The organism is Lactiplantibacillus paraxiangfangensis (genome assembly GCF_036246185.1).
Taxonomy (GTDB): Bacteria; Bacillota; Bacilli; order Lactobacillales; family Lactobacillaceae; genus Lactiplantibacillus; species Lactiplantibacillus paraxiangfangensis.
This window is the reverse complement of record NZ_BTPW01000023.1, coordinates 15,902-40,438: the sequence shown is the minus strand read 5'-3', so window position 1 is coordinate 40,438 and position 24,537 is coordinate 15,902. Positions and strand designations below refer to the sequence as shown.

18 protein-coding genes are annotated in these 24,537 nt (G+C 44.3%); 13 read left to right on the top strand and 5 right to left on the bottom strand.

The window, feature by feature from the left end; all coding sequences use genetic code 11:
* Nucleotides 1-5: 5 nt before the first annotated feature.
* From AAA939_RS12070 to AAA939_RS12050, 5 genes are all read left to right on the top strand, one after another.
* On the top strand, nt 6-1,214 hold the full coding sequence (locus AAA939_RS12070; protein WP_338211116.1) for a cupin domain-containing protein: 1,209 nt from the start codon (nt 6-8) through the stop codon (nt 1,212-1,214).
* The gene (locus tag AAA939_RS12065) at nt 1,214-2,548 is read left to right on the top strand and encodes a dihydrolipoyl dehydrogenase family protein (RefSeq protein ID WP_338211114.1); all 1,335 of its coding nucleotides are present in this window, start codon (nt 1,214-1,216) and stop codon (nt 2,546-2,548) included. The genes AAA939_RS12070 and AAA939_RS12065 overlap by 1 nt, the downstream gene beginning before the upstream one ends.
* Before the next feature lie 202 nt (nt 2,549-2,750).
* On the top strand, nt 2,751-3,914 hold the full coding sequence (locus tag AAA939_RS12060; RefSeq protein WP_338230896.1) for an MFS transporter: 1,164 nt from the start codon (nt 2,751-2,753) through the stop codon (nt 3,912-3,914).
* Nucleotides 3,915-4,173: 259 nt separating this feature from the next.
* Nucleotides 4,174-5,691 carry a YhgE/Pip family protein gene (locus AAA939_RS12055; RefSeq protein WP_338211111.1) on the top strand — a complete coding sequence of 506 codons (1,518 nt, stop codon included), beginning with the start codon at nt 4,174-4,176 and terminating at the stop codon, nt 5,689-5,691.
* Nucleotides 5,691-6,338: a TetR/AcrR family transcriptional regulator gene (locus tag AAA939_RS12050; RefSeq protein ID WP_338211110.1), complete on the top strand. Its 648-nt coding sequence runs from the start codon at nt 5,691-5,693 to the stop codon at nt 6,336-6,338. The genes AAA939_RS12055 and AAA939_RS12050 overlap by 1 nt, the downstream gene beginning before the upstream one ends.
* A gap of 120 nt (nt 6,339-6,458) precedes the next feature.
* Here the strand turns inward: AAA939_RS12050 and AAA939_RS12045 are convergent, their stop codons facing one another.
* The 3 genes from AAA939_RS12045 to AAA939_RS12035 all read right to left on the bottom strand — a co-directional run bounded on the left by AAA939_RS12045 (nt 6,459) and on the right by AAA939_RS12035 (nt 9,598).
* Entirely contained in the window at nt 6,459-8,141 is a 1,683-nt protein-coding gene (locus AAA939_RS12045; protein WP_338211108.1) for a YhgE/Pip family protein, read from the bottom strand.
* Nucleotides 8,142-8,241: 100 nt separating this feature from the next.
* Nucleotides 8,242-8,913, bottom strand: coding sequence for a TetR/AcrR family transcriptional regulator (locus AAA939_RS12040; protein WP_338211105.1), 672 nt, complete (start codon nt 8,911-8,913; stop codon nt 8,242-8,244).
* A gap of 142 nt (nt 8,914-9,055) precedes the next feature.
* Entirely contained in the window at nt 9,056-9,598 is a 543-nt protein-coding gene (locus tag AAA939_RS12035) for a TetR/AcrR family transcriptional regulator (protein WP_338211104.1), read from the bottom strand.
* Nucleotides 9,599-9,754: 156 nt separating this feature from the next.
* On the opposite strand from AAA939_RS12035, the gene AAA939_RS12030 reads away from it, so the two are divergent.
* Entirely contained in the window at nt 9,755-10,756 is a 1,002-nt protein-coding gene (locus tag AAA939_RS12030) for an NADP-dependent oxidoreductase (RefSeq protein WP_338211102.1), read from the top strand.
* Between the two features lie 169 nt (nt 10,757-10,925).
* Here the strand turns inward: AAA939_RS12030 and AAA939_RS12025 are convergent, their stop codons facing one another.
* Nucleotides 10,926-11,786, bottom strand: a complete 861-nt coding sequence (locus AAA939_RS12025; RefSeq protein WP_338211100.1) for a helix-turn-helix domain-containing protein — start codon at nt 11,784-11,786, stop codon at nt 10,926-10,928.
* A 288-nt stretch (nt 11,787-12,074) separates the two neighbouring features.
* Between AAA939_RS12025 and AAA939_RS12020 the strand changes: the two genes are divergently transcribed.
* The 4 genes from AAA939_RS12020 to clpB all read left to right on the top strand — a co-directional run bounded on the left by AAA939_RS12020 (nt 12,075) and on the right by clpB (nt 17,800).
* Entirely contained in the window at nt 12,075-12,782 is a 708-nt protein-coding gene (locus AAA939_RS12020; protein WP_338211098.1) for a tRNA (adenine(22)-N(1))-methyltransferase, read from the top strand.
* Nucleotides 12,769-13,794, top strand: a complete 1,026-nt coding sequence (locus AAA939_RS12015) for a Nif3-like dinuclear metal center hexameric protein (protein WP_338211096.1) — start codon at nt 12,769-12,771, stop codon at nt 13,792-13,794. The genes AAA939_RS12020 and AAA939_RS12015 overlap by 14 nt, the downstream gene beginning before the upstream one ends.
* A gap of 38 nt (nt 13,795-13,832) precedes the next feature.
* Nucleotides 13,833-15,071, top strand: coding sequence for a peptidase T (gene pepT / locus AAA939_RS12010; RefSeq protein WP_338211094.1), 1,239 nt, complete (start codon nt 13,833-13,835; stop codon nt 15,069-15,071).
* A 116-nt stretch (nt 15,072-15,187) separates the two neighbouring features.
* Complete coding sequence (clpB, locus tag AAA939_RS12005; protein ID WP_338211093.1) at nt 15,188-17,800, top strand: ATP-dependent chaperone ClpB; 2,613 nt, start codon at nt 15,188-15,190, stop codon at nt 17,798-17,800.
* 105 nt (nt 17,801-17,905) lie between these two features.
* Here the strand turns inward: clpB and AAA939_RS12000 are convergent, their stop codons facing one another.
* Nucleotides 17,906-18,106 carry a YjzD family protein gene (locus AAA939_RS12000; protein WP_338211092.1) on the bottom strand — a complete coding sequence of 67 codons (201 nt, stop codon included), beginning with the start codon at nt 18,104-18,106 and terminating at the stop codon, nt 17,906-17,908.
* Between the two features lie 133 nt (nt 18,107-18,239).
* On the opposite strand from AAA939_RS12000, the gene dnaE reads away from it, so the two are divergent.
* The 3 genes from dnaE to pyk all read left to right on the top strand — a co-directional run bounded on the left by dnaE (nt 18,240) and on the right by pyk (nt 24,514).
* The gene (gene dnaE / locus AAA939_RS11995) at nt 18,240-21,590 is read left to right on the top strand and encodes a DNA polymerase III subunit alpha (RefSeq protein ID WP_338211091.1); all 3,351 of its coding nucleotides are present in this window, start codon (nt 18,240-18,242) and stop codon (nt 21,588-21,590) included.
* Nucleotides 21,591-21,703: 113 nt separating this feature from the next.
* The gene (gene pfkA, locus AAA939_RS11990; RefSeq protein ID WP_338211089.1) at nt 21,704-22,666 is read left to right on the top strand and encodes a 6-phosphofructokinase; all 963 of its coding nucleotides are present in this window, start codon (nt 21,704-21,706) and stop codon (nt 22,664-22,666) included.
* 87 nt (nt 22,667-22,753) lie between these two features.
* Entirely contained in the window at nt 22,754-24,514 is a 1,761-nt protein-coding gene (pyk, locus tag AAA939_RS11985) for a pyruvate kinase (protein WP_338211087.1), read from the top strand.
* Nucleotides 24,515-24,537 lie beyond the last annotated feature (23 nt).

Below are 24,537 nucleotides of genomic sequence, written 5' to 3'. Positions count from 1 at the left end.
AGATAATGACAAAGCAAAATGAACCAATTCGTGAAGCGGACCATACCGGCTGGATCGATCAGGGACCTCGCAATGAACAACGGGATAGTCAAAATCCGGATATTTTAGTGCCACCGGTTACCGATCACGGAACCGTGACGAATTTACGTTTTAGTTTTTCTGACGCGCACATGCGCTTAGAAGAAGGCGGTTGGGCCCGGGAAGTCACTAACCGGGAATTACCAGCTTCTCACGATATGGCGGGCGTAAATATGTGCCTCAAGCCAGGCGCTTACCGTGAATTACATTGGCATAAAGAAGCCGAATGGGCCATCATGCTGAAAGGCAATGCTCGGGTAACTGCCTTAAACGAAAATGGTGAAAGCTTTATTGACGACTTGGATGCTGGTGATTTATGGAACTTTGAAGCGGGGATTCCGCATTCCATCCAAGCGCTTGATCAAGGTTGTGAATTCTTATTAGTCTTTAGTGAACCAGATTTTTCAGAAAATAATACGTTCTTATTGACTGATTGGCTAGCACACACCCCGAAAGACATCGTTGCCGCTAACTTTAAGCTCGATGAAGATGCCTTAGCTGCGCTACCAACTCATGAAAAATATATCTTTGATGGACAAGTGCCAGGGCCAATTTCACAAGTCAGCCGTCCAGGAAAAGACATGCAAGAACCCGTTACCCTGCATATGAAGGACGTTCCTGCTAAACAATTTGAGGCGGGTAAAGTCTGGATTGTTGATCAAAACGTCTTCCCAGCCGCTAAAACAATTTCTGCGGCGATTGTGATGGTTGAACCAGGTGGGATGCGTGAATTACACTGGCATCCAAAAGCGGAAGAATGGGACTACTTTATGCAAGGTCAAGCCAAAGTAGGCGTGTTCAATTCGAACTCCTTGGCACGGACTTTTGATTTTCAGGCTGGGGATGTTGGGGTTATTCCTAAGGAAGCTGGCCACTACATTCAAAACATTGGTGATGAACCGTTAATCTTTATCGAACTGTTTAAAAACCCGATTTACTCTGACATTTCATTAAACAAATGGTTGGCCACGACGCCAGCTCAAATCGTCGCTGATCACTTAAATGTGTCAACGACAACGGTTAAACAATTGCCAAGTGAAGAAGCTGCCGTCGTTTGGTACGATGATCCAACGACACCCAAAAAGTCGAATTCATCTAATGGGCATACCGATGATGCCAATTCATTCTTTAGTTAATGACTAACGAGTTTGATTTAATCGTAATTGGTGGTGGCGTTGGCGGTGCTGGCGTGGCAATCAAAGCCAGTTCAAACGGACAAAAAGTTGCGGTCATCGAACAACGTGACTGGGGCGGAACGACCGTCAATCGCGGGAGTACACCCAAAAAGGTTCTACTGGCGGCCGCTGAAGCGCATCGCCACTTTACGGAACAAAGTTTTGCGACTGGCATACCCGCAATTGATTGGCCAAAGTTAGCGGCTTATCGCGATAACATTGTCGCTAAAACGGCGGTTAAATTTAAGGAACGCTTTCAACAACATGGTGTGACGACGTATGAAGGTCACGCGGCGTTTATCGATACAAATACGGTTTCGATTAATGGCGAAGCTTTGACGGCAGCCAAAATTGTTATCGCCACCGGTGCCCGGCCAAATGAGTTACGTTTTTCCGGCAGTCAGTTTGTCCAACACTCGGGAAGCTTTTTCCGAAGTGAACAGTTGCCGGCACGCTTAGTTATTCTAGGTGCGGGAATCATTGCGTTTGCCATGGCTAGTATCGCAAACGAAGCCGGTGCGCAGGTAACGATTATCCAGCATGATGAAGTTGCGTTACGCAGGTATGATCAAACGTTGGTGGCAACCTTAATTGCGGACTTGAAAAACCGGGGTGTGAAATTCTTATTCAATGATGAGATTACTGAACTTGAATCAACGGATCATGGTCTTACTTTGAACACCGCGGGACAAGTACAATTAGAAGTAGACGCCGTATATACGGCGTTAGGGCGAACCCCTAATATTGAGGAGTTGCAGTTGGGCCGTGCTAACGTACAGTATGGTCGCCGTGGCATCCGGGTGAATGATTACCTCCAGACGAGTCAGCCAACGATTTATGCAGTTGGCGACTGTGCTGATGCAGCGGTCCCGAAGCTGGCCAATTATGCAATCTATCAGGGTAAGTATTTGGGGGATAGTTTGGTTGCAGCCCAAGTCTTTCCGATTAAATACCCACTGCCGGTAAATGCCGTCTTTAGCTTACCCCGTTTAGCCCAAGCTGGGGTGACGGTCAATGAGGCTCAGCTTGATCCTAGGAAGTATGAAATTAAACAAATTGCCCTTAACAAATGGTTGAATTATCAGCGTCAGCATGATCAACAGGCGTGTTTAAAATTGATTGTTAATCGGCAAAATAATCAGGTCGTTGGGGCGGAAGCCCTGAGTTACATTGCGGATGACTTGATCAATGATGTGGCAATCTTGATTCAAGAACACGTTTCACCGGAAAGGTTACACGAGTTGTTTTTGGCCTATCCAAGTGTTGCGACAGATTTGTACGGAATTTGGAATTAAAGACTTCAACGAGGAACCAATTCAGTTTTGAATTGGTTCCTTTTTTTAACTGTCTATACGCCAATTCAGATTTACAAAACATATACAGCCTATTTACTTTAAGTTACGCTTTCGTTTACGTCCTATGGCTATATTAATAGTATGGGTTGAATGGGTAAGCAAGTTTCAAAATATTGGTATGAAACGTTGGGTGAATAACAAGATGGATAAAGACATAGCCACATCAAAAAAATTGACTAATCAGGGACCGTACATTGCTAGTATGACAATCACTTTCTTTTGTTTTTACGGGTTCTCATACTTAGTTTCTTGGATGATGATAAAAGAGACCGGCTCACCCGAATTACTCAGCAAAGTTTTGACAATAACGATGTTACCAGCCATTGCATTGAACTTAATAGCTGGTAGGGTCGTCAAAGCTTTGAGCGCAAAAGTAGTGATGGCAGTGACGGATCTTTTGACCGGCATCTTGTTTATTTTTACTTACGGGTTAATGGAATTATCGGTTCAAATGGTCACACTGTTAATCGTTGTTTCCGTGTTAAATAAATCAATTGGTGTCTTTTACAAGCTCAGTAATAAAACGATAATTCCAGAATTGTTTGTCGATAATGAAATCAAGCAAATAAATAGTATTCAAACGCAGGTACGCCAGTTATCAATTATTACGTCGTCAATTTTAGTCACTGGATTATTGGTTGTTCTTAATCCTAAATTCATCATTTTTATAATTGGACTGCTATTTATAATATCAGTTGTTTTTGATTTAAAATTACAAAGAAAAAGAGCTATTAGAAGTGATATATGTAAGATACAAGATGGCCATGCAATCCATCTTGAGAAGGGTCTTAAGTACAACTTACTGCTTGCTGCCATTGGTTGCTTTGTCGACGCATTAGTTGCCGTGTTGGTGCCGTGGCTATCACTCGTGGTCTTAAAAAACAATTGGCTTTTAAGTTTGCTACTGACGTTTGAGGCGGTAGGCATCCTACTTGCACCAATCATTTTAAGCAAGCTACCTGGCACCAAATTAAGCGTACTAAGTTTATTATTACCAGTTAGTTTACTGTTATTGTATCCATACATCCCAAGTATGATGGTGGGGATGCTTTTGCTAGGATTGATCAGGGGGATGTTTAATGTTCAGTTTTTCTCAAAAGTTCAACGCGAAGTAGCGATTGGTCAAATGAGCGCTACAATGGCGAAAGTTTTAGCCGTTACGGATGCCAGTACGGTCGTTGGAACTCTAGGGGCCGCCTGGTTAGCAAACATCTTTGGTTCTGGCGTGCTTGTCATAGTTGGGATAGTGCTTGAAGTTGTTATTGTTATTGGATTTGTTTTTAGAAGAAGGTTCCAAAATATTTAAGCTGAATTCGGATACTGACTAAACAAAAAGTGTGTTATTGCGGTAAATGGGCATTCATTGCAATAATGAAACTATTGAAATGATAGTTCTTAAATATGACCTGCTTATTGGCGCAACTATTGGTAAGGCTGTCTTTAGAAATAAATATTGTGGTTGAAATAGACAACTATCACTATTTTGTTTCTTGTTAATGTGTTTCAGTCTCTCTAAACTGATTTTTGAACAAGTTGTTCAAGAATCAGTTTGGGGAGTGATAAAAATGTTTAAAGCAGAATGGAAAAAGCTCAGTCACGATTATGGCATGATTTTAGTACTAGTAATGATTGCTTTAATTCCGGCAATTTATTGCTGGTTGTATTTATCATCTATGTGGAATACTTATGGAAAAATGGCGGATATTCCAGTTGCGGTAGTGAACCAAGACAGGACGCGTCGCTATCACGGTAAGACGATTCAAATTGGTCATAATTTAGTCAAATCATTGAAGCATTCAGATTCATTAGCCTATCATCAGGTTTCAAAAAAGCATGCCGAGGCAGGGTTGGCAACGGGTCAATACTATATGATTGTTACGATTCCAAGTGATTTTTCTAAGAATGCAACCACGCTACTAGGCAATCAGCCCCACCAGTTACAATTACATTATCGAATCAGTTCTGGTCGTAACTTTATTGTTTCAAAAATGACGACTGGCGCTGCTAATGCCATTCAAGCAAAAGTTGCGACTCAGGTGACTAAAATGTATACCAGTATTTTGCTCGGAACGGTTCACAATGTTAAAGATGGTCTCAGAACGGCTGGGACCGGGAGTCAAGCCTTAGCTAATGGCGATGTTCGGTTACAAGCCGGTATCAGGGGGGTATCACAGGGGACCCAACAATTATCTTCCGGATTGAATCAACTTCAAGACCAATTGCCAACCAGTTCGACAACGTTGCCGATAAAAACTGGTCTGACAAAGCTTAGTACTGGGAGTCAAGCATTGACGGCTGGAACGCAAGCAATGGGTCAAGGATTGACAAAACTAAAGAATGGTAACCAGGATGAAGCGCAAACATTGTTGATGAGTGCTGAAAAGTTAAGCACAATTCGTGATAGTTCTCATAATGCAGCGATTCTTGCCAGTCCAGTTCAAGCAATTACGACCGATGAGGCGAAGGTACCAAATAATGGTACGGGGATGGCACCATTTGCGATTGCAATTGGATTGTTTGTTGGTGGCATTGCAGTGGGCACGATGTTTGACGCATATACACCGACCATACGACCACGTCATTGGTGGACTTGGTGGGGCGCTAAATTTTCGATAGTTGGTTTAGTAGGGCTATTACAAGCAAGCGGACTCTTTATTGTTTTACACACAATAATTGGATTACAAGCAAAAACAAATTTACAATTATTTAGTTTGTTATTACTGGGTTCGTTGACTTTTTTAGCGATTATCTTTGGTCTGCGAATTTTGTTGGGCGGATTTGGCACTTGGCTAATCACGATCGTCTTGGTCCTGCAGTTATCGGCCTCTGCTGGTTTATATCCGGTTCAACTCACGAGCTCGTTTGCAAGTCGTTTAAATCCGTATTTGCCAATGACTTATTTGATCGATGGGTTGCGGCATGCAATTTCATTAGGGGGTTCGATTCAAACGGATAGTTTGATCATGATGGCAATTCTAGTAGTGGCAAGTGGACTAATTGCTTTGAAGTTTGCCATCAATATTCAAACCAATAAATTTGGCTTTTTAGATGGTGAGGATTTTGCAAGGACGGTGAAGAAGTAATGATTAGTGCACATCGGCAGGAGACCAAGCAGCGAATTGCCGCGGCCCTACTGAAATTAATTCAGGATAAAGCGTTTAAAACGGTGACGGTAGCTGATATTTTACGAATGGCCAAAATTTCACGCGGAACTTTTTATCGGTACTATCTGGATAAGTATGATTTGTTGGACCAATATGAAGACCAGTTAATTAGTGAAATGACAGCTATTTTTGAAAAGTATCCCAAACCAGATCTCACTGAATTACCTGCTAAGTCAGATGTTGATGCATTCTATGTGATGATGATGTTTATTTATCAGCACCGCCGTAGTATTCGAACGTTGGTCAATTGTCCAGAGACCGCGTTATTAGCTAAAATGCGCCACTTAATTGGTGAAAAACTGGTAATTGGTTCATCACTTTCGATACCAAATAATCAGGCGGAAAGCTTGCGAGTACCACCACAGTTGGCTAGGGCCTTAATTGTCGAAAATGTGGTAACAATTTTGAACTACTGGTTAAATCAGATGCCGATGGTTTCGCCAACAGCTGCGTATGCGACCTTTTTGCATAGTCGCTTATTATCGCCACTCGATTTGGCAACAATTCTGACCGGCTCTACGCAGGTTACAGCTGGACACGATCAAAATAAAGTCAGGCTTGAATAAGTTATCGTTACTGCTGGGTCGTGTATTTGATTTTAATATTGTAGCATACAAAAACTGGTGCTGATGGATTTCCCATTAGCACCAGTTTTTGGATTGGACCTAAATGATGGTTGTAAGTTTTCAGTTATCGTACGAGTAAGTCGCGATTTTTTGCATATTTAACGAAAAAGTAAGCAACATTAACAAGTTGAAAATAAGGATCACTGCGCCAAAGATGACGGTCTCAGACAGGATGCTGTTGCCAATCGAGAGGGTGCTTCTAAAAGCATCGATTGAAATACTCATTGGCAAGTACGGGTGAATGACTTGGAAAAAGTGATTAGACAATTGGATGGGATAGGTTCCCGCTGATCCCCCTAATTGGATAATCATAAAGATCAGCATGAACCAGGCCCCGGTTTTGCCCATAATCAGATTGAAAAAGGTCACGATGCTCCCAAAGGCCCACATGGTTAGGACCGCGAATAGCCACGTTCTAATTGGTTGTAATGGTGTGAGCCGGTTAATAAGCAGGAGCATCAAGAACATAATGGTCGCGGCAGCTAGCGTAAAGGTTAAGAAGAAAGGAATCTTTTCGCCCCACCAATCGAAGGCATTTTTTGGCCGCCGATGGGGTGTAAACATGTCGTAAATAATATTAAAGGTAATGCAACCGACAAATAAAGCTACCGACATTAAGTAAGGTGTCATACCGGTCCCATTGTTTTTGACGTGGGTCGTATCCGTATGAGTGAGCTTGACGGGGCTGACAATGGTTTTTACTTGGTGCGTGGTATCTTGACCAGCGGCGCTCAGTTGTTGTCCACCAGCTTTAAGACCAGTGGCAATCTTGGTATTGGTTTGATGGATCAAATTGGTACCCTGAGCCAGTTTAGTCGTATCGCCAGAAAGACTTGCTGCGCCCGTACTTAGTTTTGAAACGCCCTGATTAAGGGCTTGGATGGCAGCCAGGCTGTGATTATTACCAGCAATTGCTTGCTGGGCAATGGCTGTGTTTGCAGTCAGTAGTTTTTGGACGGTTTGCTTGGTGGCTGTGATTGACTGTTTTTGAGTTGATGTTGTTAAAATTTGTGCGAGTTGCTGATTATTTTGAGTAATTTGTTTAAGTCCAGCAGTTAGTTTCGCCGTTCCAGTGGCTAATTGTGTGAGTCCGTTTTGAATCTCAGCTTCATGGTGACTGAGTGTTTGATCCGCAGTGGCAAGCTGGGTTGCGCTGCTAGCAGTTTGTTTGAGGCCGACATTTGTTTGCGTCAGGGCTTGGCTAGCCGTTGTTAATTGCTTCCCAGTATTGGTGAGTGTCTGGGCCATTACTTGTAAGTAAGCCGTTGTTAACTGTTGATTGACAGATTTTTGGACACTTTCAGCAATCGTCGTCGACATCTTCATTGCAATGAAACTAAAGCCTGCATTGGTGTGATAATTTAGGTTGATATTTTTGAAATTATGCTGGCCTAATTGGGTGGCCTGTTTGGAAAAGTTTTTAGGAATTGTAATGACCATATAAAGTTTTCCGGTTTTAAGATCGTGATTGGCACGCGTCTGGTTGAGGGCTTTGAAATCGGCGTTATTGGTTCGGGTCAAGCGATTAGTTAAGGCTTTTCCGAGTGAGTAGCTCGTCTGATGTTTGACAATTTTTACGTCGTTGTTGACGATTCCAACGGGTAAATGTTTTACATTACTATAAGGATTCCATAGCGAAGCGAGAAAGATGACCGCGTAAAAGGTTGGAATCAGTAAAATTCCAAGAATAATTCGTAACAACCCCTTGGTACGAAAAACGTATTTCCATTCATCTAAAAACATTATTGATGCCCCCATACTTTTATAATGAATGATTCATTCATAAGACCAGTCAAAGAAAAACGGTCCGTTGACCGCCTTTTCAAAGGTTCAACCAGCTATCTCAGGTGTAGCTAGCCGTTAGTTGCTGAATAACGCAATTTTTCATCTGTTGTTGATCAAAATGATTGGTTTGATGGTCAAAAGAATCGTACTGTTTGTGAGCAGACCACCAGAAAATTTGGTCAATAATGAGTAACGCGTCGTTTTCTGGATGACTGAGGTAACGAACTTCACCAGAAGCAACTAAGGTAGCTAACAATTGGGCAATGTCTGTGTACAGTTGTTGTCGATAATGTTTATATAGTTGTAATAGCGCTGGACTCATCTGCGGGTTACGCTCGAGAATCAAAAAATAGGCACCGTATTGGTGAAAGTTGGCAAACAGGTAGTCCAACATTGCGGAAAAGCGCGCATCGGTTGGATAATCCGTCGTCAGCTTGTGTAATTGTTGGGTTGCTTGCTGGTAGATTTCAGCGGTGTGTGTGACCAGTTTGTCATCAGAAAGTGGGGTCACGGGTAAGGTCTGGACATGATCGATAATTGTCGGATCGAGGGTGCTTGCAAATACAAATTTCAGTAAATCGTCTTTACTGCGAAATAAACTATAAAGGGTTCCAACGGCTAAGTTAGCATGTGTGGCAATGTCCGCCATTTTAGTTTCAGCATAGCCGGGAACAATGAATAAAATTTTAGCGCTCGTGATAACGCGCGTTAACTTTTCGTGTAAATCCATCTAATCACCTCCATGGAATGAGGCGAGTATAGCATCAGTTCGTTTTAGAATGAACCGTTCATTCTTGCTAAGGCTAGTTTCCTAACTAAGACAGTAACCTGAATCAAATTGATTGTACCGATGTGTTTTTAGTATTAAACGTTTAAATCCCATCTGTTAGTAAATCCCACAGCATTTCAAATCTGCTGTCGTATTCGGGATCATTCCAAGTATCTTTGAAGTTCGGCAGTATAAAAATTGAAAATGCAGCCAGAATTAATTCTGATTTTTCGAATTTGGGGTCATGGTAATCCATAATTGAATCAATTTCCTGATAGGCGCTAATTAGAATATGACGTAAGGCCGTTGGGTTGTTATCAATGTATTCGGTATTCAATGCAAACATTTTTGGGTTTGTATTGAATGCTGTTTTTTTGGCATTAACAAATGCCCATAGCCAATCGTGGAGTTGCTCTTTTTGCGGAAGAGAAGATGAAATGTTTATTTTGTTGATGATTTCACGGTTAAACCAAGTAGATGCAACGGCTTCCCACAATGCCTGTTTATTTCGGAAATGTTTGTATAGTGCTGCGTGTGAGAGACCGAGTTCGGATGCAATTTGATTTAGCGTTACTTCGGCATTACCAGTTTTCATGATTAATTTTTCAGCCGTAGTCAGTATCTTGTCTCTAGTATTTTGAGCCATATTTAGTAGGTAATCTCCTTTTTGAATTTAATTTATTTTAGCACAAATTTCTAAAAAGTGACTTTATTTGACTTTTGTAACCAAAGATTATAAGATATCGCCAACTACAAAATATAAATAAAATGACTTAATAATGGTCAAAGGGGAATTTTAAAGATGCAAGCTGCTCAATTGTTGAAATACGGAAAAAATTTTAAATTAGTTCTTAAGGATATACAAATACCAACACCTACCGAAGATGAAATCCTAGTCAAGGTAAAAGCCGCTGCTGTCAACCCATTAGAAAATTTAATTGGAACGGGTTATGTGAAGCTGATGCAAAACTATTCATTGCCATTGACGATGGGAAATGAATTGTCAGGCGTCGTTAAGTCCATTGGTAAAAATGTCAAAGGGTTTGAAATTGGCGATGAAGTATATTCGCGTTTACCTTTAGACAAAATTGGCGCTTTTGCGGAGTATGTCGTAATCGACTATCGCGCAGTGGCCATGAAACCAGTGGGCTTGGATTTTGTTCACAGTGCTGCGGTCCCATTAACAGGGCTAACTGCGTACCAAGGTTTGACTGAGGAACTAGAAGCTCAGCCCGGACAAAGTGTGATGATTCCTGGTGGGTCAGGATCGTTTGGTCAAATGGCTATCCCGATTGCAAAAGAAATGGGCTTACGCGTCATGGTTAGTGGGAATGCGCGCTCGAAACAATCAGCGGTCGATATGGGCGTGGAACAATATTTTGACTATCGTAAGCAAAATTATTGGGAACACCTTGAACCAGTTAATTACGTGATTGATACCGTTGGTAATAAGGAACTTGAACATGAACTACAAGTCTTGAAACCTAATGGTCGGTTATTGTCATTGATTATGTTGCCAAATCGTCAGTTTGCCAAAGACCATCACATGCCATTTTGGAAAACAGCATTATTTACGATTGCAGGTAGCGGGATTGACAGGAAGGCTAAGCAAGCGAATGCTAGTTATCGGTTTATTTTTGTCAGAAGTGATGGTGAACAATTAAAGCAGATTACTAAAATTGTTGAAAAAAATAATATTGAGCCCGCAGTTGATCCAATTGAATTCAAATTATCAGATGTCAATAAGGCTTTGGATTACGTCGCAAACGGACATCCAAAGGGGAAAGTAGTTATTAGATTTTAAAAACTAGAAGAATCTAAAATAACCGTCAATCAAGTGAGGTAGTCACGTGATTGACGGTTATTTTAATATCTAACAAGAAACAAATTAAAGCTTGTGAGCCGACTTGAAAAGCGTGATTGGATTAAAGATAACTTGGCTAATAAAAATCGACAATTGTATTATACAATAACTAGTCGTTCGAGAAATAACTGATGACGTCTAGGCTCGTATAACTAACGGGAAAGGCGTGCTGTTGGCGGACCTGTTCTTGACGCTTGGTAATGCCATTATTAGCTAGTGACGTGGGACTCTCGGCCAAGACGAAATTGAAGATGTGGAACGTGTCAGGCACACCCCACGGGACGGTGATGTCTTGCGGATTACCTAAGAATTTGGGAAAGTCGTGGTACAGGGCGGCCAGAAAATTCATGACCAGGGGCTCCAGCAACCGGTGCAACTTTTCGTACTGGGTCCGTGCAATGAGATTGCCCACTTGTAAGTAGCGCTCTAATTCCGTATCCGTAGGGTTCGTACTTAGCGGCATGCCTTCGGGCTCAAACCACGCTTGTTGTTCGGGATATTGTGAGAGTAAATCCAAGAGGTGTTGCTTAGTCGATGTCATTACGGGAAAGGGTTGCAAGTCGGTTAAACGTTCCGCGATTCCGTCGGCTTCAAGGGTCTCGTCGTAAGCGTCGTTAATCGTAAAAGTAAACAGAGGGCCGGACTGTTGATATTGTCCGGTGAGTGGCAACGCGGTCACGCAATGTTGATCGTGGTCGATGAAGCGTAAGGTACCACTAAAAAGTTTGGTGGCCTCGTCAATTGATTGGAGCGTCACTTCTAACTCGAGGTCGGGAGTGACCAAAAAGAGATCGTTTAAGTCGATATTCAGTGTACGGGTAATGCGGTTCAAGTGGTTAAAGCTGATGCTCTTAGCCCGACCAGAAATTAGCTTGACGAGTGTGTGTGGGTCAATCCCAGTCATAGTGGAAAATTCGTCGTTTGAGATGGTCCGGGCATCTAGAATTGTCTTTAATTGTGACTGAATCATAATTGATCGCTCCTTTATAATCACTTTAATGGCGGTGGTCTGTAACGACCCCTTACATAGTTCAGTTACGAAAAGGGTCATAAGGTTATTTTTTTATAGGGACTTTTAACCTAGCGCTTAATAAATAACTAACCGCTATTTTTACGATTGGGCGGCTTTGAAAACCGACGTTCGATCCTGATAAAGTTCCTTGATTTTTTCAAGATTGAAAGCCGTTTCTTGGGTGAAGCATGTTAAAATATGATTAGTTAAACTTACTTAAATGTTGTTGAAAAAGGGGTTATGTGTGTGGATGCTAAACAATTGTCACAACGATTAGCCACGGTCGGTTCGTTTGTGAAACCGGGCGCGCGGGTGGCCGATATCGGGTCCGATCACGCGTACCTGCCAGCCAACTTAGCGTTAAATCATCAGATTAGCTGGGGCGTGGCTGGCGAAGTCGTTAAAGGACCGTTCGAGAATGCGCGCCATGAGATTCGTAAGTTAGGTTTAGAGGAACTCCTTGAGGCCCGCTTAGCGGATGGCTTAGCAGCAATTGAGTCCAAGGATCGAATCGACACTGTGACCATTGCCGGGATGGGTGGTCCCCTGATTCGGCATATCTTAGAAGCTAATCCAACTCGATTAGCCGGGGTCACGCGTCTGATTTTAGAGCCTAACGTGGGTGAAGCCACGGTTCGCGAGTGGCTGGTTGCTAATCAGTTTCAAATTACGGCTGAGCGGATTTTATCTGAAGATAATCACACCTACGAAGTGATTTGTGCGGATAAGACGGACGCAGCGTTTCATTATTCTGAAGCGGAATTATTATTTGGGCCGTACTTGTTAGTGGAACGTTCCACGGTATTTATTAAGAAGTGGCAACGGGAACTGCAGCGGACCGAACGAGCAGTAACACAAATGCAACAAGCTAAAGTCGCGCCAGCGGCCCATTTGACCGCGGCGCATGCCAAAATTAATTTAATTAAGGGAGTCTTAGCGGATGTTGGCAAATGAGTTAATTAGTCGTTTTGAACAGTTTGCACCTTTGAAGTTGAAGTGGGATCGCGACCCTAGTGGGTTACAGATTGGTGATCCCAAGCAGGCTATCCATAAGGTGTTAGTGACCTTAGATGTTCGTCCAGAAGTTGTTCAAGAAGCCATTGAGATCGGGGCAGATATGATTTTTGCCCATCATCCGGTGATGTTTCGACCGGCTAATAACTTAGATTATCAGGACCCCCAAAAAGCGATGTACGCCGAGATTGCGGCCCATCACATTTTGGTTTACGCGGCCCATACGAATTTGGATAGTGCCGATGGCGGGATGAACGACTGGTTAGCTGACGCTTTAGGCTTACAAAATGTCAGTGGCTTAGTACCAGGTTACGTCGAAAAGGCGGTCAAAATGACCGTGACGGTTCCGACGGATCAAGTAGAAGCCGTTCAAGAGTATTTAACGGATACTTGGCAAGCAAAACTCAACCGGTACGCATTTAACTCTGGTGAACAGTTTACCGTTGATTTAATGGCTGACCGGGTTACCCCCGCAGTGGCTGGCATCAATCACTTTGTTCCAGCAACGAGTTGGGATTATCAGATTGAACCATTACTGACGGGTGGTCACCAGTATAGTATGGGGCGGGTCGGCGATTTACCAACCCCAATGACGGCTGAAGCCTTTGCAGAACACTGTAAGACGGTCTTTAACGTGTCCGGCTTGCGGTTAGTTTGTCAGCAGCCCCAGCAAGAAATTAAGCGGGTGGCGGTCCTCGGTGGCGATGGCGGAAAGTTTTATCAAGATGCCATTAAAGCGGGAGCCCAAGCTTACGTGACCGGGGATGTTTATTACCATACGGCTCACGACATGTTAGCCGCTGGTTTAACGGTGGTCGACCCCGGTCACCATATCGAAAGCATTTGTAAAACTCATTTGACCGAATGTTTTAAAAAATGGCAGGCGGAATCAAACTGGCAAGTTGAAATCGTTGCCTCAAAGTTAAATACTGATCCGTTTACTTTCATCTAATAGAGATAATCTTGTAATTTTGAAAGGAAGTTTGTAAGATGGCAAAATATCCTAATTTAATTTCAGATTTTTTGAGCTTCGTTAAAATCAATAGTCGTTCTGACGAGAGTTCGACGACGGTACCTTCATCACCACGGGAGACGGCCTTTTTAAACCAACTGATGGACAAGTTAAAGGCTATCGGGTTAAGTGACGTTGAACAGGATGCACAAAGCGCGTACGTCTTTGCAACCTTACCAGCTAACAGCGATAAGGCTGTGAAGACTTTAGGCTTTATCTCACATATCGATACGGCGGATTTTAATTCGGAAAACATTAATCCACAAATTGTTGAAGACTATGATGGCCAGTCAGTGATTCAATTGGGCGACAGCGAGTATCATTTGGATCCTAAGGTCTTTCCAAACCTCAAAAATTATAAGGGTCACACGTTGATCACTACCGATGGGAATACCTTATTAGGTTCGGATGATAAGTCCGGTGTTGCTGAAATTATCAGTGCCGCTGAATATTTATTAGCTCATCCAGAAATTAAACACGGTAAGATTCGAATGGGCTTTGGTCCCGATGAAGAAATCGGAACGGGGGCGGACCACTTTAACGTGCCAGCATTCGCAGCCGATTACGCTTATACGGTTGATGGCGGGCCACTCGGTCAGTTGGAATATGAAACGTTCAACGCTGCTCAGGCCGAAATCACGATCAAGGGGGTCAACGTCCACCCTGGTTCTGCTAAGGATGTCATGGTTAACGCGTTACAGTTAGCCGTTGAATTCCAGGATGGTTTACCAGCACACGATGTTCCTGAAAAAACGGATGGCCGGGAAGGTTTCTTCCATTTATTAGCGTTAGACGGGACGGTTGACGGTGCTAAGTTGACCTACATTATTCGTGACCACGATCGAGCCAAATTTGAAGCTCGCAAACGGTTAATCGTGGCGGATGGTGATCAAATTAACTTGGCTCACGGTGGCGAGTACGTCCAGGTCAACGTTAAGGACCAGTACTACAACATGCGTGAAATCATTGAAAAAGATATGGCCGTTGTTGAATTGGCTAAGCAAGCCATGTTGAAGCTGAACATCAAACCATTGATCTTCCCTGTTCGTGGTGGGACTGATGGTTCTAAGATCTCGTTTATGGGCTTACCAACACCAAACTTGTTTGCCGGTGGCGAGAATATGCACGGCCGGTTTGAATACGTTTCGGAACAAGTCATGGCGCAAGCCGTTGACGTTGTATTGCAAATCGTTACGGATAATTACAATCAAAACTAAATCCTTGACCTTCTTTGACCATTAGTTATATAATCTAATCGTCAATAAAGGTCAAACTCAATTGGCAGCTGATATAGCTGCCTTTTTGCTAACCTAATTTGAGGAGGTTATGATTTATGAATCCAGAACAATTAACGGAAAGTTTACAACAGGCTTTAACTCAAGCCCAACAAATTGCACAGACGCGGCGGCACCAAGAGATTGGGATTCCGCATTTATTTAAGTTTTTAACCCAGCCAGGTGAACTGGTGCGCCAGATATTCAGTGAAGCGGGTGTCGATCTCGATAAATTACAAGTCGAGTTGGACCGGGAACTGGATGATATTAGTGTTGTTAGTGGTGGTAACGTTCAGTACGGCCAAAGTTTCAGTAGTAGCTTAGCAACTTTGATGCAGACGGCTGAAGCCAAACGTAAATCCCTAGGTGACGACTTTTTAGCCACCGACACGATTGCGCTGGCATTGATGGATCAAACCGGCGACCAACTAACCAAGTATTTAAACCAGTCGGGGATTACGGCTGGACAAGTCAAAAACGCGGTTGACCGGATTCGTGGTGGGCAACGGGTCACGTCACGTAATCAGGAAGACCAGTATCAAGCCCTTGAAAAATACGGGGTGGATTTAGTTAAACAAGCACGTAAAGGCAATCAGGACCCAGTGATTGGTCGGGATGAAGAAATCTTAGACGTGATTCGAATTTTGTCACGCAAGACGAAAAACAACCCGGTCTTGATTGGGGAACCCGGTGTTGGGAAGACGGCAATCGTTGAAGGCCTCGCCCAACGAATTGTTCGCGGGGATGTTCCGGACAATCTAAAGGATAAGACCCTGTTCTCCCTTGATATGGGGTCATTAATTGCCGGTGCCAAGTATCGTGGTGAATTTGAAGAACGTCTGAAGGCCGTCTTAAAGGAAATTAAGAAGGCTGACGGCCAGATCATCATGTTTATTGATGAAATCCATAACATTGTGGGTGCTGGTAAAACGGAAGGTAGCATGGACGCCGGTAACTTGTTGAAGCCAATGTTAGCCAGAGGCGAGCTCCATTTGATTGGTGCGACGACCTTGGACGAATACCGGCAATATCTAGAGAAGGATAAGGCTCTTGAACGGCGGTTCCAAAAGGTCCTAGTTGCCGAACCATCCGTTGAAGATACCATTAGTATTTTGCGGGGGTTAAAGGAACGGTTTGAAATTCATCACGGCGTCCGGATTCACGATAACGCGTTGGTAGCGGCTGCTAAGTTATCAGATCGTTACATTACGGACCACTTTTTACCGGACAAAGCTCTGGATTTGATTGATGAAGCTTCCGCTGAAATTCGGGTCGAAATGAATTCTAACCCAACGGAATTGGATCAAGTCAACCGGTTATTAATGCGTTTAGAAGTGGAAGAAGCCGCACTCAAGAAGGAAACGGACGATGCCTCCGTGAAGCGGTTAGCTGATTTACAGAAGGAATTGGCTAGCGCTAAGGAAAAGCAACGCACGTTGGCGGAACGTTGGGCCAGTGAAAAGAAGAGCCTACAAGCGTTGAGCGATAAAAAGGCCGCCCTGGACAAAGCTAAGCACGACTTGGAAACAGCGGAAAATAAGTATGATTTGGAAACGGCCGCTAAGTTGCAACACGGGACGATTCCTAAGTTGGTCGCCGAATTAAAAGCAATGGAAGCTAACGACCACCATGAAGACTGGTTAGTTGAAGAATCCGTAACACCGGATCAGGTTGCTAACGTGGTTTCACGGATGACCGGGATTCCAGTCAATAAGCTGGTTGCGGGTGAACGGGAGAAACTCTTACACTTAGCGGACCACCTACACGAACGGGTCGTCGGGCAAGATGCCGCGGTGAACGCCGTCTCTGACGCCGTGCTGCGTTCACGGGCCGGCTTACAAGACCCAAACCGGCCGTTAGGGTCATTCATGTTCCTCGGACCAACCGGGGTTGGGAAGACCGAACTGGCCAAGGCCTTAGCGGAAAACCTATTCGACGCGGATGATCACATGGTCCGCATCGATATGAGTGAATATATGGAAAAAGAATCCGTTTCGCGGTTAGTCGGGGCTGCTCCCGGGTACGTTGGTTACGAAGAAGGTGGTCAGCTGACGGAAGCGGTTCGCCGTAATCCGTATTCCATCGTGTTGTTTGATGAAATCGAGAAGGCCCATCCCGATGTCTTTAATATTTTGTTACAAGTTTTAGATGACGGGCGCTTAACGGACGGCCAAGGTCGTACGGTCGACTTTAAGAACACGATTTTGATTATGACGTCTAACTTAGGGTCACAGCAGTTATTAGCTGGTGTTGACGATCAGGGACAATTATCTGCCTCGGCCCATGACCAAGTAATGCAACTTGTACAAAGTTGCTTTAAGCCTGAATTCTTAAACCGAATCGACGACATCATTATGTTTACGCCACTACAATTAGGTGCGATTGAGCAAATCGTGGTTAAGTTAATTGCACGGTTATCCGCACGACTGCAAGACCGTGACATTACGTTGAAGATTTCGGAACCCGCTAAAAAGTGGATCGCACAACAGGGGTACGAACCAGCGTACGGCGCTCGGCCATTACGGCGGTTCATTACGAACCATGTCGAAACACCACTTGCCAAGGAAATTATTGCTGGGCGGGTCGCACCGGACACGACGGTTGAAATTAATTTGATGGACGACCACTTAGTCTTTGAAAACCAACCGAATACGAAAACGCAACAGGCGTAATCGGTAAACTTTGACGGGACACTGAATGTAATCTGTTATCAAAATGGAAACAAAAAAACTCGTGATTATCAATTTCTGATAATCACGAGTTTTTTATTAGCTTGATTACTTTTTTTCAGAACCTTTAACGGGTAGGGAATTGTTAGTAATTATGGTGATTCCGTTGACAACGACCAGCGCAAAGACGGCTGAAATGACCCCGATTTGACCGGGGTTCCAAGTCAATGCTTCGAGGGCACCACCGATATAACCGATAACTTCCCCAAACAAGACCGCCCAAACGATAATTGTAAGTTGTTTCATCATCTTCCGACACCTCCCAATGAAAGTTATTTTAGCACAACCACTTTGAAAAACCAATTAGCTTATAACTGCCGTAAAGAACAACTGTTTGCTATAATGAAACTAAATATGAAAAATAGGGAAGGAGGAGGTAACGATGCAGTATGTTCCTTTACAAGTAATGAGTACGTTCAGCTTATTGCAAAGTACGAGTACCATTGATGAATTAGTTCAAACCGCTAAGCAACAAGGCTACCCGGCACTAGCATTAACGGACGTCGATGTCATGTATGGCATCGTTGATTTCTATAATGCGTGTCGCAAAGCTGAGATCACCCCAATTTTAGGAATTACGCTGAACTTAACGGGTAGTCAGTTGACCGACCAAACGTTTAGTTTAGTTGTCTTGGCGAAAGACTTAGCGGGGTATCAAACGTTAATGCAGCTTTCAACAATGAAGCAAACGGCGCCTAATGATCAACCGCTAAGCTTAACGACGGTATTACCTTATTTACACCATTTGATCGTGATGACGCCGGCTAAGGATAGTGAATTAACGGCGTTACTGATGCAAGATGCCCGTGAGCAAGTGGCGGACTGGGTGCAACGGTTGCGCGCGGCTGTTGACCCCCAGAGTTTCTATTTAGGGGTGTCGTTAGACCAAGCGCCCGCAATGCGGACGACGGTGGCGGCGTTTGCTGAACAAAGTGAGTTACCAATCGTTGCGTTGGATCCGGTAGATTACGTCCAGTCGACCGACTATTTTGCGGTCTCGGTACTGCGCGCGATTGACCGGGGCCAGCAAATTGAACAGCCCGAACAGTTACAAGGTATTGCCGGTGCCCACTATTTACGTCCAGCTGAGACGGTGGTCAGGGATTACGACGAACTATCGTTGACGGCGGCTGTTAGCGCTACTGGGGAAATTGCGGCTGCCTGTCACGTTGAGTTAGTTTTTCAACAACCGCAACTTCCAACGTACCCGACGCCGAATCAGCAGCCTGCTAACCAATATTTGCGGCAACTGTGTACGGCCGGGCTCCAAGAACGACTAGCAGCGATGGCGGAAACGACCGACCCGCAACCGTACCATGACCGCCTTGAACGGGAGCTAAAAGTAATTGACCAGATGGGGTTTGATGATTACTTTTTGATCGTTTGGGACGTCATGAACTTTGCTCACCAGTCAGACATTACGACTGGCCCGGGGCGCGGTTCTGCGGCGGGGTCACTAGTGGCTTACGTTTTAAAAATTACGGATGTCGATCCGTTACAGTACAACTTATTATTTGAACGATTTTTAAATGCTAAACGGGCCAACATGCCCGATATCGATTTGGATATTCCGGATAATCGCCGGGAACAAGTCTTAGCGTATGTCCATGATAAGTACGGACACGATCGGGTCGCCCAAATCATTACCTTTGGCACCTTGGCCGCCAAGCAAGCCCTGCGTGACGTTGGGCGGGTCTTTGGGCTATCGACTTTTGAAATGAGTGATTGGAGTGCGGCCGTCCCTAACCAACTACACATCACGCTGAAACAAGCCTATCAGGGCTCACAGCGTCTACAGAATATGGTGGCGGATTCATCTAAAAATCGACTGTTATTTGAGACGGCCCAACGAATAGAAGGCTTACCGCGGCATTACTCGACCCATGCCGCCGGGGTGGTCCTTAGTCAGCAACCGTTGATTACGATTGTTCCGCTGCAAGCTGGTAGTGAGACGATGATGATGACGCAATATACTAAGGATACCGTGGAAGCGGTCGGTCTATTGAAGATGGACTTTCTGGGACTGCGAAACTTATCCTTAATGGCGAGTGCGTTGCATTACGTTCAGCGCCAGACGGGCAAGCCGTTAGCGATAACCAAAATCGATTTAAATGATCCGGAAACGTTAAAACTCTTTCAGGCTGGCGACACGACCGGCGTCTTCCAATTTGAATCGGGTGGGATCCGCAACGTCTTACGTAAATTGCATCCTGATAATTTTGAACTGGTGGCGGCCGTAAACGCACTGTACCGGCCGGGGCCAATGGAAAACATTGACCACTTCATTGCCCGCAAACAGGGGCGTGAAGCCGTCAGCTACCCGGCTGACGAGTTAGCGCCAATTTTAGGCCCCACTTACGGTATCTTGGTCTATCAAGAACAAGTCATGCAAGTTGCCGCGGTCATGGGAGGCTTTACATTAGGCGAAGCCGACTTATTGCGGCGGGCGATGAGTAAGAAGAAACGGGCCGTGATTGATGAAATGCGGCAGAAGTTTATCGCTGGCGCTCAGGCCAACGGGTTTGGCCCGGACGTTGCAACGCAGGTCTACCAATATATTGAACAATTCGCAAATTATGGATTTAATCGCTCACATGCGGTAGCTTATAGTAAGATGGCGTTTGAGCTGGCTTACCTGAAGGTTCATTTTCCGGGGGCGTTCTTTACGTCGTTAATGAACTCGGTGATGGGTAACGGCACGAAACTCAAGCAGTACTTAGCCGAAGCCAAACAGCATCACGTGGCCATCGTGCCACCCGATATTAATCGGAGTGGGCAGTACTTTGATTGGAACGGCAAACAGATTATTTTCGGCTTGAGCTCGATCAAGGGCTTACGACGTGACTTTATTCAAAGCGTTATTGGTGAACGGAAGGCTAACGGACCGTTTAAGAACTTGCAGCAATTCATGCAGCGCATCGAATCTAAGTGGTTGAAAGATGATTTAATGACGGCTTTGATTTATGCTGGGGCATTTGACCACTTTGGACTCAACCGGGCAGAGTTATTGACCGGTGTGCCGGAGTTAATGTCGAGTGCAGAATTGGCTGGCAACAGTATGAGCTTGTTTGCATCATTAGCTCCAAAGATCAAAAAGCAACCGGAATTGCCGCTAGGTGAACGGTTAGCCAAAGAAGCTGAATACCTGGGGGCTTACGTTTCTGGCCATCCGGTGGAAACTTATCAGTGGCTGGCACAAAAGCAGCGGACGAGTTTGATAAGTACGCTCACTAATGAGCAACGGGTTAAACTTTTGGTCTATATTACGAAGATTCGGACGATCCGGACGAAGCGGGGTCAGGCGATGGCGTTTGCCACGGGCAGTGACCTTTCTGGTGAGATTGATTTAACGATTTTTCCGAATACGTATCAACGGTTGCAAGATCAATTGCAGACGGAAAGCATCGTATTGATCAGTGGGAAGGTCGAGCAACAGCGGGGGCTACAAGTCATCGTGGATAATTGGCAATTGGCGGATCAGTTTCCAAAACCAACGGGACAATTATTCTTACGATTACAGCCTAACCAGGATGACGCGACCGTGCAAAAGCAAATTTTGGGGTTACTACGGCAGTCTCCTGGGCCGAACCCCGTTTTAATCTACTCGGTCAGTGCCCACCGAACAGTTGAACTAAATTCACAGTATTGGGTCAGTGAAAATGCAGAATTATTTGGAGCGCTTACAACGTTATTAGGTCGCGATAATGTGGTGATGAAGAACGTAACCCCCTGATTTGACGGCGTTTTCACCATGATTTAATTTGCGAAAATAACAGACAATCAGTTTTAAAAGTGTTAGAATCACTTATGGAGTTACGAACTCAATTTATTGCCTGAGGTGAAAAAATGAAACGCATTGGTATTTTAACCAGTGGCGGCGACGCTCCTGGTATGAATGCGGCCGTTCGCTCCGTTGCTCGTAAAGCAATGGCCGAAGGGTTAGAAGCATACGGCATCAACTACGGCTTTGCTGGGTTGGTTGCTGGTGACATTCATAAAATTGAAGCAGCAGATGTTGACGGTGTGGTCAACCAAGGTGGAACCTTGTTATATTCCGCACGTTATCCTGAGTTTGCTCATGAAGAAGGTCAATTAAAAGGAATCGAACAACTGAAGCGATTCGGTATCGATGCCTTGGTCGTTATTGGTGGCGATGGCTCTTACCATGGTGCCTTACGTTTAACTGAACACGGCTACAACACGATTGGTCTTCCCGGAACAATCGACAATGATATTCCATTTACTGATTTCACGATTGGTTTTGATACGGCGGTTAACACTGACGTTGAAGCACTTGATCGGATTTATGATACGGCTCACAGTCATGACCGGACTTTCGTTGTGGAAGTTATGGGTCGTGGCGCTGGTGACGTTGCAATGTGGGCTGGTGTTTCTGCCGGTGCCGATGCAATCGTGATCCCAGAACTTGATTGGGATATGGAAACGATCGCAAACAAGATCAAGCACAACCGTGCTAATGGTCATCGTTGCAACATCGTTGTCTTGGCCGAAGGGGTTATGAGCGCCGACGAATTCGTCGAAAAGTTATCACAATACGGTGACTTTGATGCTCGTGCCAACACCATCGGTCATATGCAACGTGGTGGTCGTCCAACGGCTAAGGACCGTGTCTTGGCAAGCAAGATGGGTGCTTACGCTGTTGAACTCTTACTTAGCGGTAAGGGTGGTTTAGCGGTTGGGATTCAAGAAAACCAATTAGTTAGCCACGACATCCTGGACCTATTCGATTCTAAACATAAAGCGGAATTATCACTTAGCAAGTTGAACGAAGAACTTTCATTCCACTAATAAGTGCTAACCACTTTATTACTAAACTCTGATAAAAATGACGTTAATGTCTTTTTATAAAAAACTTTCAAGGGAGAGATTTTTCTTATGAAGAAAACCAAGATTGTTTCAACACTTGGTCCTGCCAGCACCGATACTGACACTATTGTTAAATTAATCGAAGCCGGCGCAAATATTTTCCGCTTTAACTTCTCACATGGAGATCATGCAGAACATTTGGATCGTTTAACTAAGGTCCACGAAGCAGAAAAGATTACGGGTAAGACTGTTGGTATCATGCTTGATACCAAGGGTGCTGAAATTCGGACGACCGTTCAAAAAGACGGTAAGTCTGAATACAAGATCGGTGATAAGGTACGTATTTCTATGGACGATTCACTTGAATCAACCAAGGAAAAGATTGCCGTTACCTATGATGGCCTTTATGACGATGTTCATGTTGGCGGTCATGTCCTCTTCGATGATGGTTTATTAGACATGAAGATCGATGAAAAAGACGATGCACATCGCGAATTAGTTACGACTGTTCAAAATGCCGGCGTCTTGGGCTCACGTAAAGGTACTAACGCTCCTGGCGTTTCTATCAACTTACCTGGGATTACTGAAAAAGACTCAGACGATATTCGTTTCGGTTTGGATCATGAAATCAACTACATTGCTGCTTCATTCGTTCGTAAGCCACAAGATGTCTTAGACATCCGTGAATTACTTGAAGAAAAGCATATGGAACACGTTCAAATCTTCCCTAAGATCGAATCACAAGAAGGTATCGACAACGTCGATGAAATTCTTAAGGTTTGTGATGGTTTGATGGTTGCTCGTGGTGACATGGGTGTTGAAATTCCAGCTGAAAATGTGCCTTTGGTACAAAAGAGCTTGATCAAGAAGTGTAACGCTTTAGGTATGCCAGTTATCACTGCTACCCAAATGTTAGACTCAATGCAAGAAAACCCACGTCCTACTCGTGCCGAAGCATCTGACGTTGCCAACGCTGTCTTTGACGGTACTGACGCAACCATGCTTTCTGGTGAAAGTGCTAACGGTCTTTACCCTGTTGAATCTGTTGCCATGATGGCTAAGATCGACGAAAAGGCTGAAAACACTTTGGCTGAAAATGGTAACTTACAATTAAACCGTTTCGACAAGACCAGTGTTACGGAAACAATCGGTATTGCGATTGCCCGTGCTGCTAAGAACTTAAACATTAAGACGATTGTTGCTGCGACTGAATCTGGCTACACTGCTAAGATGATTTCGAAGTACCGTCCTAATGCTGATATCTTAGCTATCACTTTTGACGAACGGACTCAACGTGGCTTAATGGTTAACTGGGGTGTTCAACCAATCGTGGCTGACAAACCAGAAACCACTGATGACATGTTTGATTTAGCTGCTTCTAAAGCTGTTGAACTTGGCTTTGCCAAGGAAGGCGACTTAATCTTGATTACTGCCGGTGTGCCAGTTGGCGAACGCGGTACGACTAACATCATGAAGATCCAATTAATTGGTTCTAAGTTAGCTGATGGTCAAGGTGTTGGTGATGAAACGGTTATCGGTAAAGCCGTAATCGCAACGTCAGCACAAGAAGCTATCGACAAGGCTGTTGAAGGCGGCGTCTTAGTTACTAAGACTACCGACAAAGACTACTTACCAGCAATCGAAAAGTCTAGCGCTTTAGTTGTTGAAAATGGTGGTTTAACTTCACACGCTGCCGTTGTTGGTATCTCAATGGGTATTCCTGTTATCGTTGGTGTTAAGGATGCCACTACTGTGATTGCCGATGGTCAATTGATCACCGTTGATTCACGTCGTGGGATTGTTTACCGCGGTGCTTCAAACGCCCTTTAAGATCAAATTTAATTTGATTTCGA

What these genes read in the sequence shown, in the direction of transcription:
- AAA939_RS12055 (WP_338211111.1), top strand. Translation starts at nt 4,174, where the DNA reads ATGTTTAAAGCAGAATGGAAAAAGCTCAGTCACGATTATGGCATGATT.
- AAA939_RS12070 (WP_338211116.1), top strand. Translation starts at nt 6, where the DNA reads ATGACAAAGCAAAATGAACCAATTCGTGAAGCGGACCATACCGGCTGG.
- AAA939_RS12045 (WP_338211108.1), bottom strand. Translation starts at nt 8,141, where the DNA reads ATGTTTTTAGATGAATGGAAATACGTTTTTCGTACCAAGGGGTTGTTA.
- AAA939_RS12025 (WP_338211100.1), bottom strand. Translation starts at nt 11,786, where the DNA reads ATGATTCAGTCACAATTAAAGACAATTCTAGATGCCCGGACCATCTCA.
- AAA939_RS12035 (WP_338211104.1), bottom strand. Translation starts at nt 9,598, where the DNA reads ATGGCTCAAAATACTAGAGACAAGATACTGACTACGGCTGAAAAATTA.
- AAA939_RS12050 (WP_338211110.1), top strand. Translation starts at nt 5,691, where the DNA reads ATGATTAGTGCACATCGGCAGGAGACCAAGCAGCGAATTGCCGCGGCC.
- clpB (WP_338211093.1), top strand. Translation starts at nt 15,188, where the DNA reads ATGAATCCAGAACAATTAACGGAAAGTTTACAACAGGCTTTAACTCAA.
- AAA939_RS12015 (WP_338211096.1), top strand. Translation starts at nt 12,769, where the DNA reads ATGTTGGCAAATGAGTTAATTAGTCGTTTTGAACAGTTTGCACCTTTG.
- dnaE (WP_338211091.1), top strand. Translation starts at nt 18,240, where the DNA reads ATGCAGTATGTTCCTTTACAAGTAATGAGTACGTTCAGCTTATTGCAA.
- pfkA (WP_338211089.1), top strand. Translation starts at nt 21,704, where the DNA reads ATGAAACGCATTGGTATTTTAACCAGTGGCGGCGACGCTCCTGGTATG.
- AAA939_RS12030 (WP_338211102.1), top strand. Translation starts at nt 9,755, where the DNA reads ATGCAAGCTGCTCAATTGTTGAAATACGGAAAAAATTTTAAATTAGTT.
- pepT (WP_338211094.1), top strand. Translation starts at nt 13,833, where the DNA reads ATGGCAAAATATCCTAATTTAATTTCAGATTTTTTGAGCTTCGTTAAA.
- AAA939_RS12000 (WP_338211092.1), bottom strand. Translation starts at nt 18,106, where the DNA reads ATGATGAAACAACTTACAATTATCGTTTGGGCGGTCTTGTTTGGGGAA.
- AAA939_RS12040 (WP_338211105.1), bottom strand. Translation starts at nt 8,913, where the DNA reads ATGGATTTACACGAAAAGTTAACGCGCGTTATCACGAGCGCTAAAATT.
- pyk (WP_338211087.1), top strand. Translation starts at nt 22,754, where the DNA reads ATGAAGAAAACCAAGATTGTTTCAACACTTGGTCCTGCCAGCACCGAT.
- AAA939_RS12060 (WP_338230896.1), top strand. Translation starts at nt 2,751, where the DNA reads ATGGATAAAGACATAGCCACATCAAAAAAATTGACTAATCAGGGACCG.
- AAA939_RS12065 (WP_338211114.1), top strand. Translation starts at nt 1,214, where the DNA reads ATGACTAACGAGTTTGATTTAATCGTAATTGGTGGTGGCGTTGGCGGT.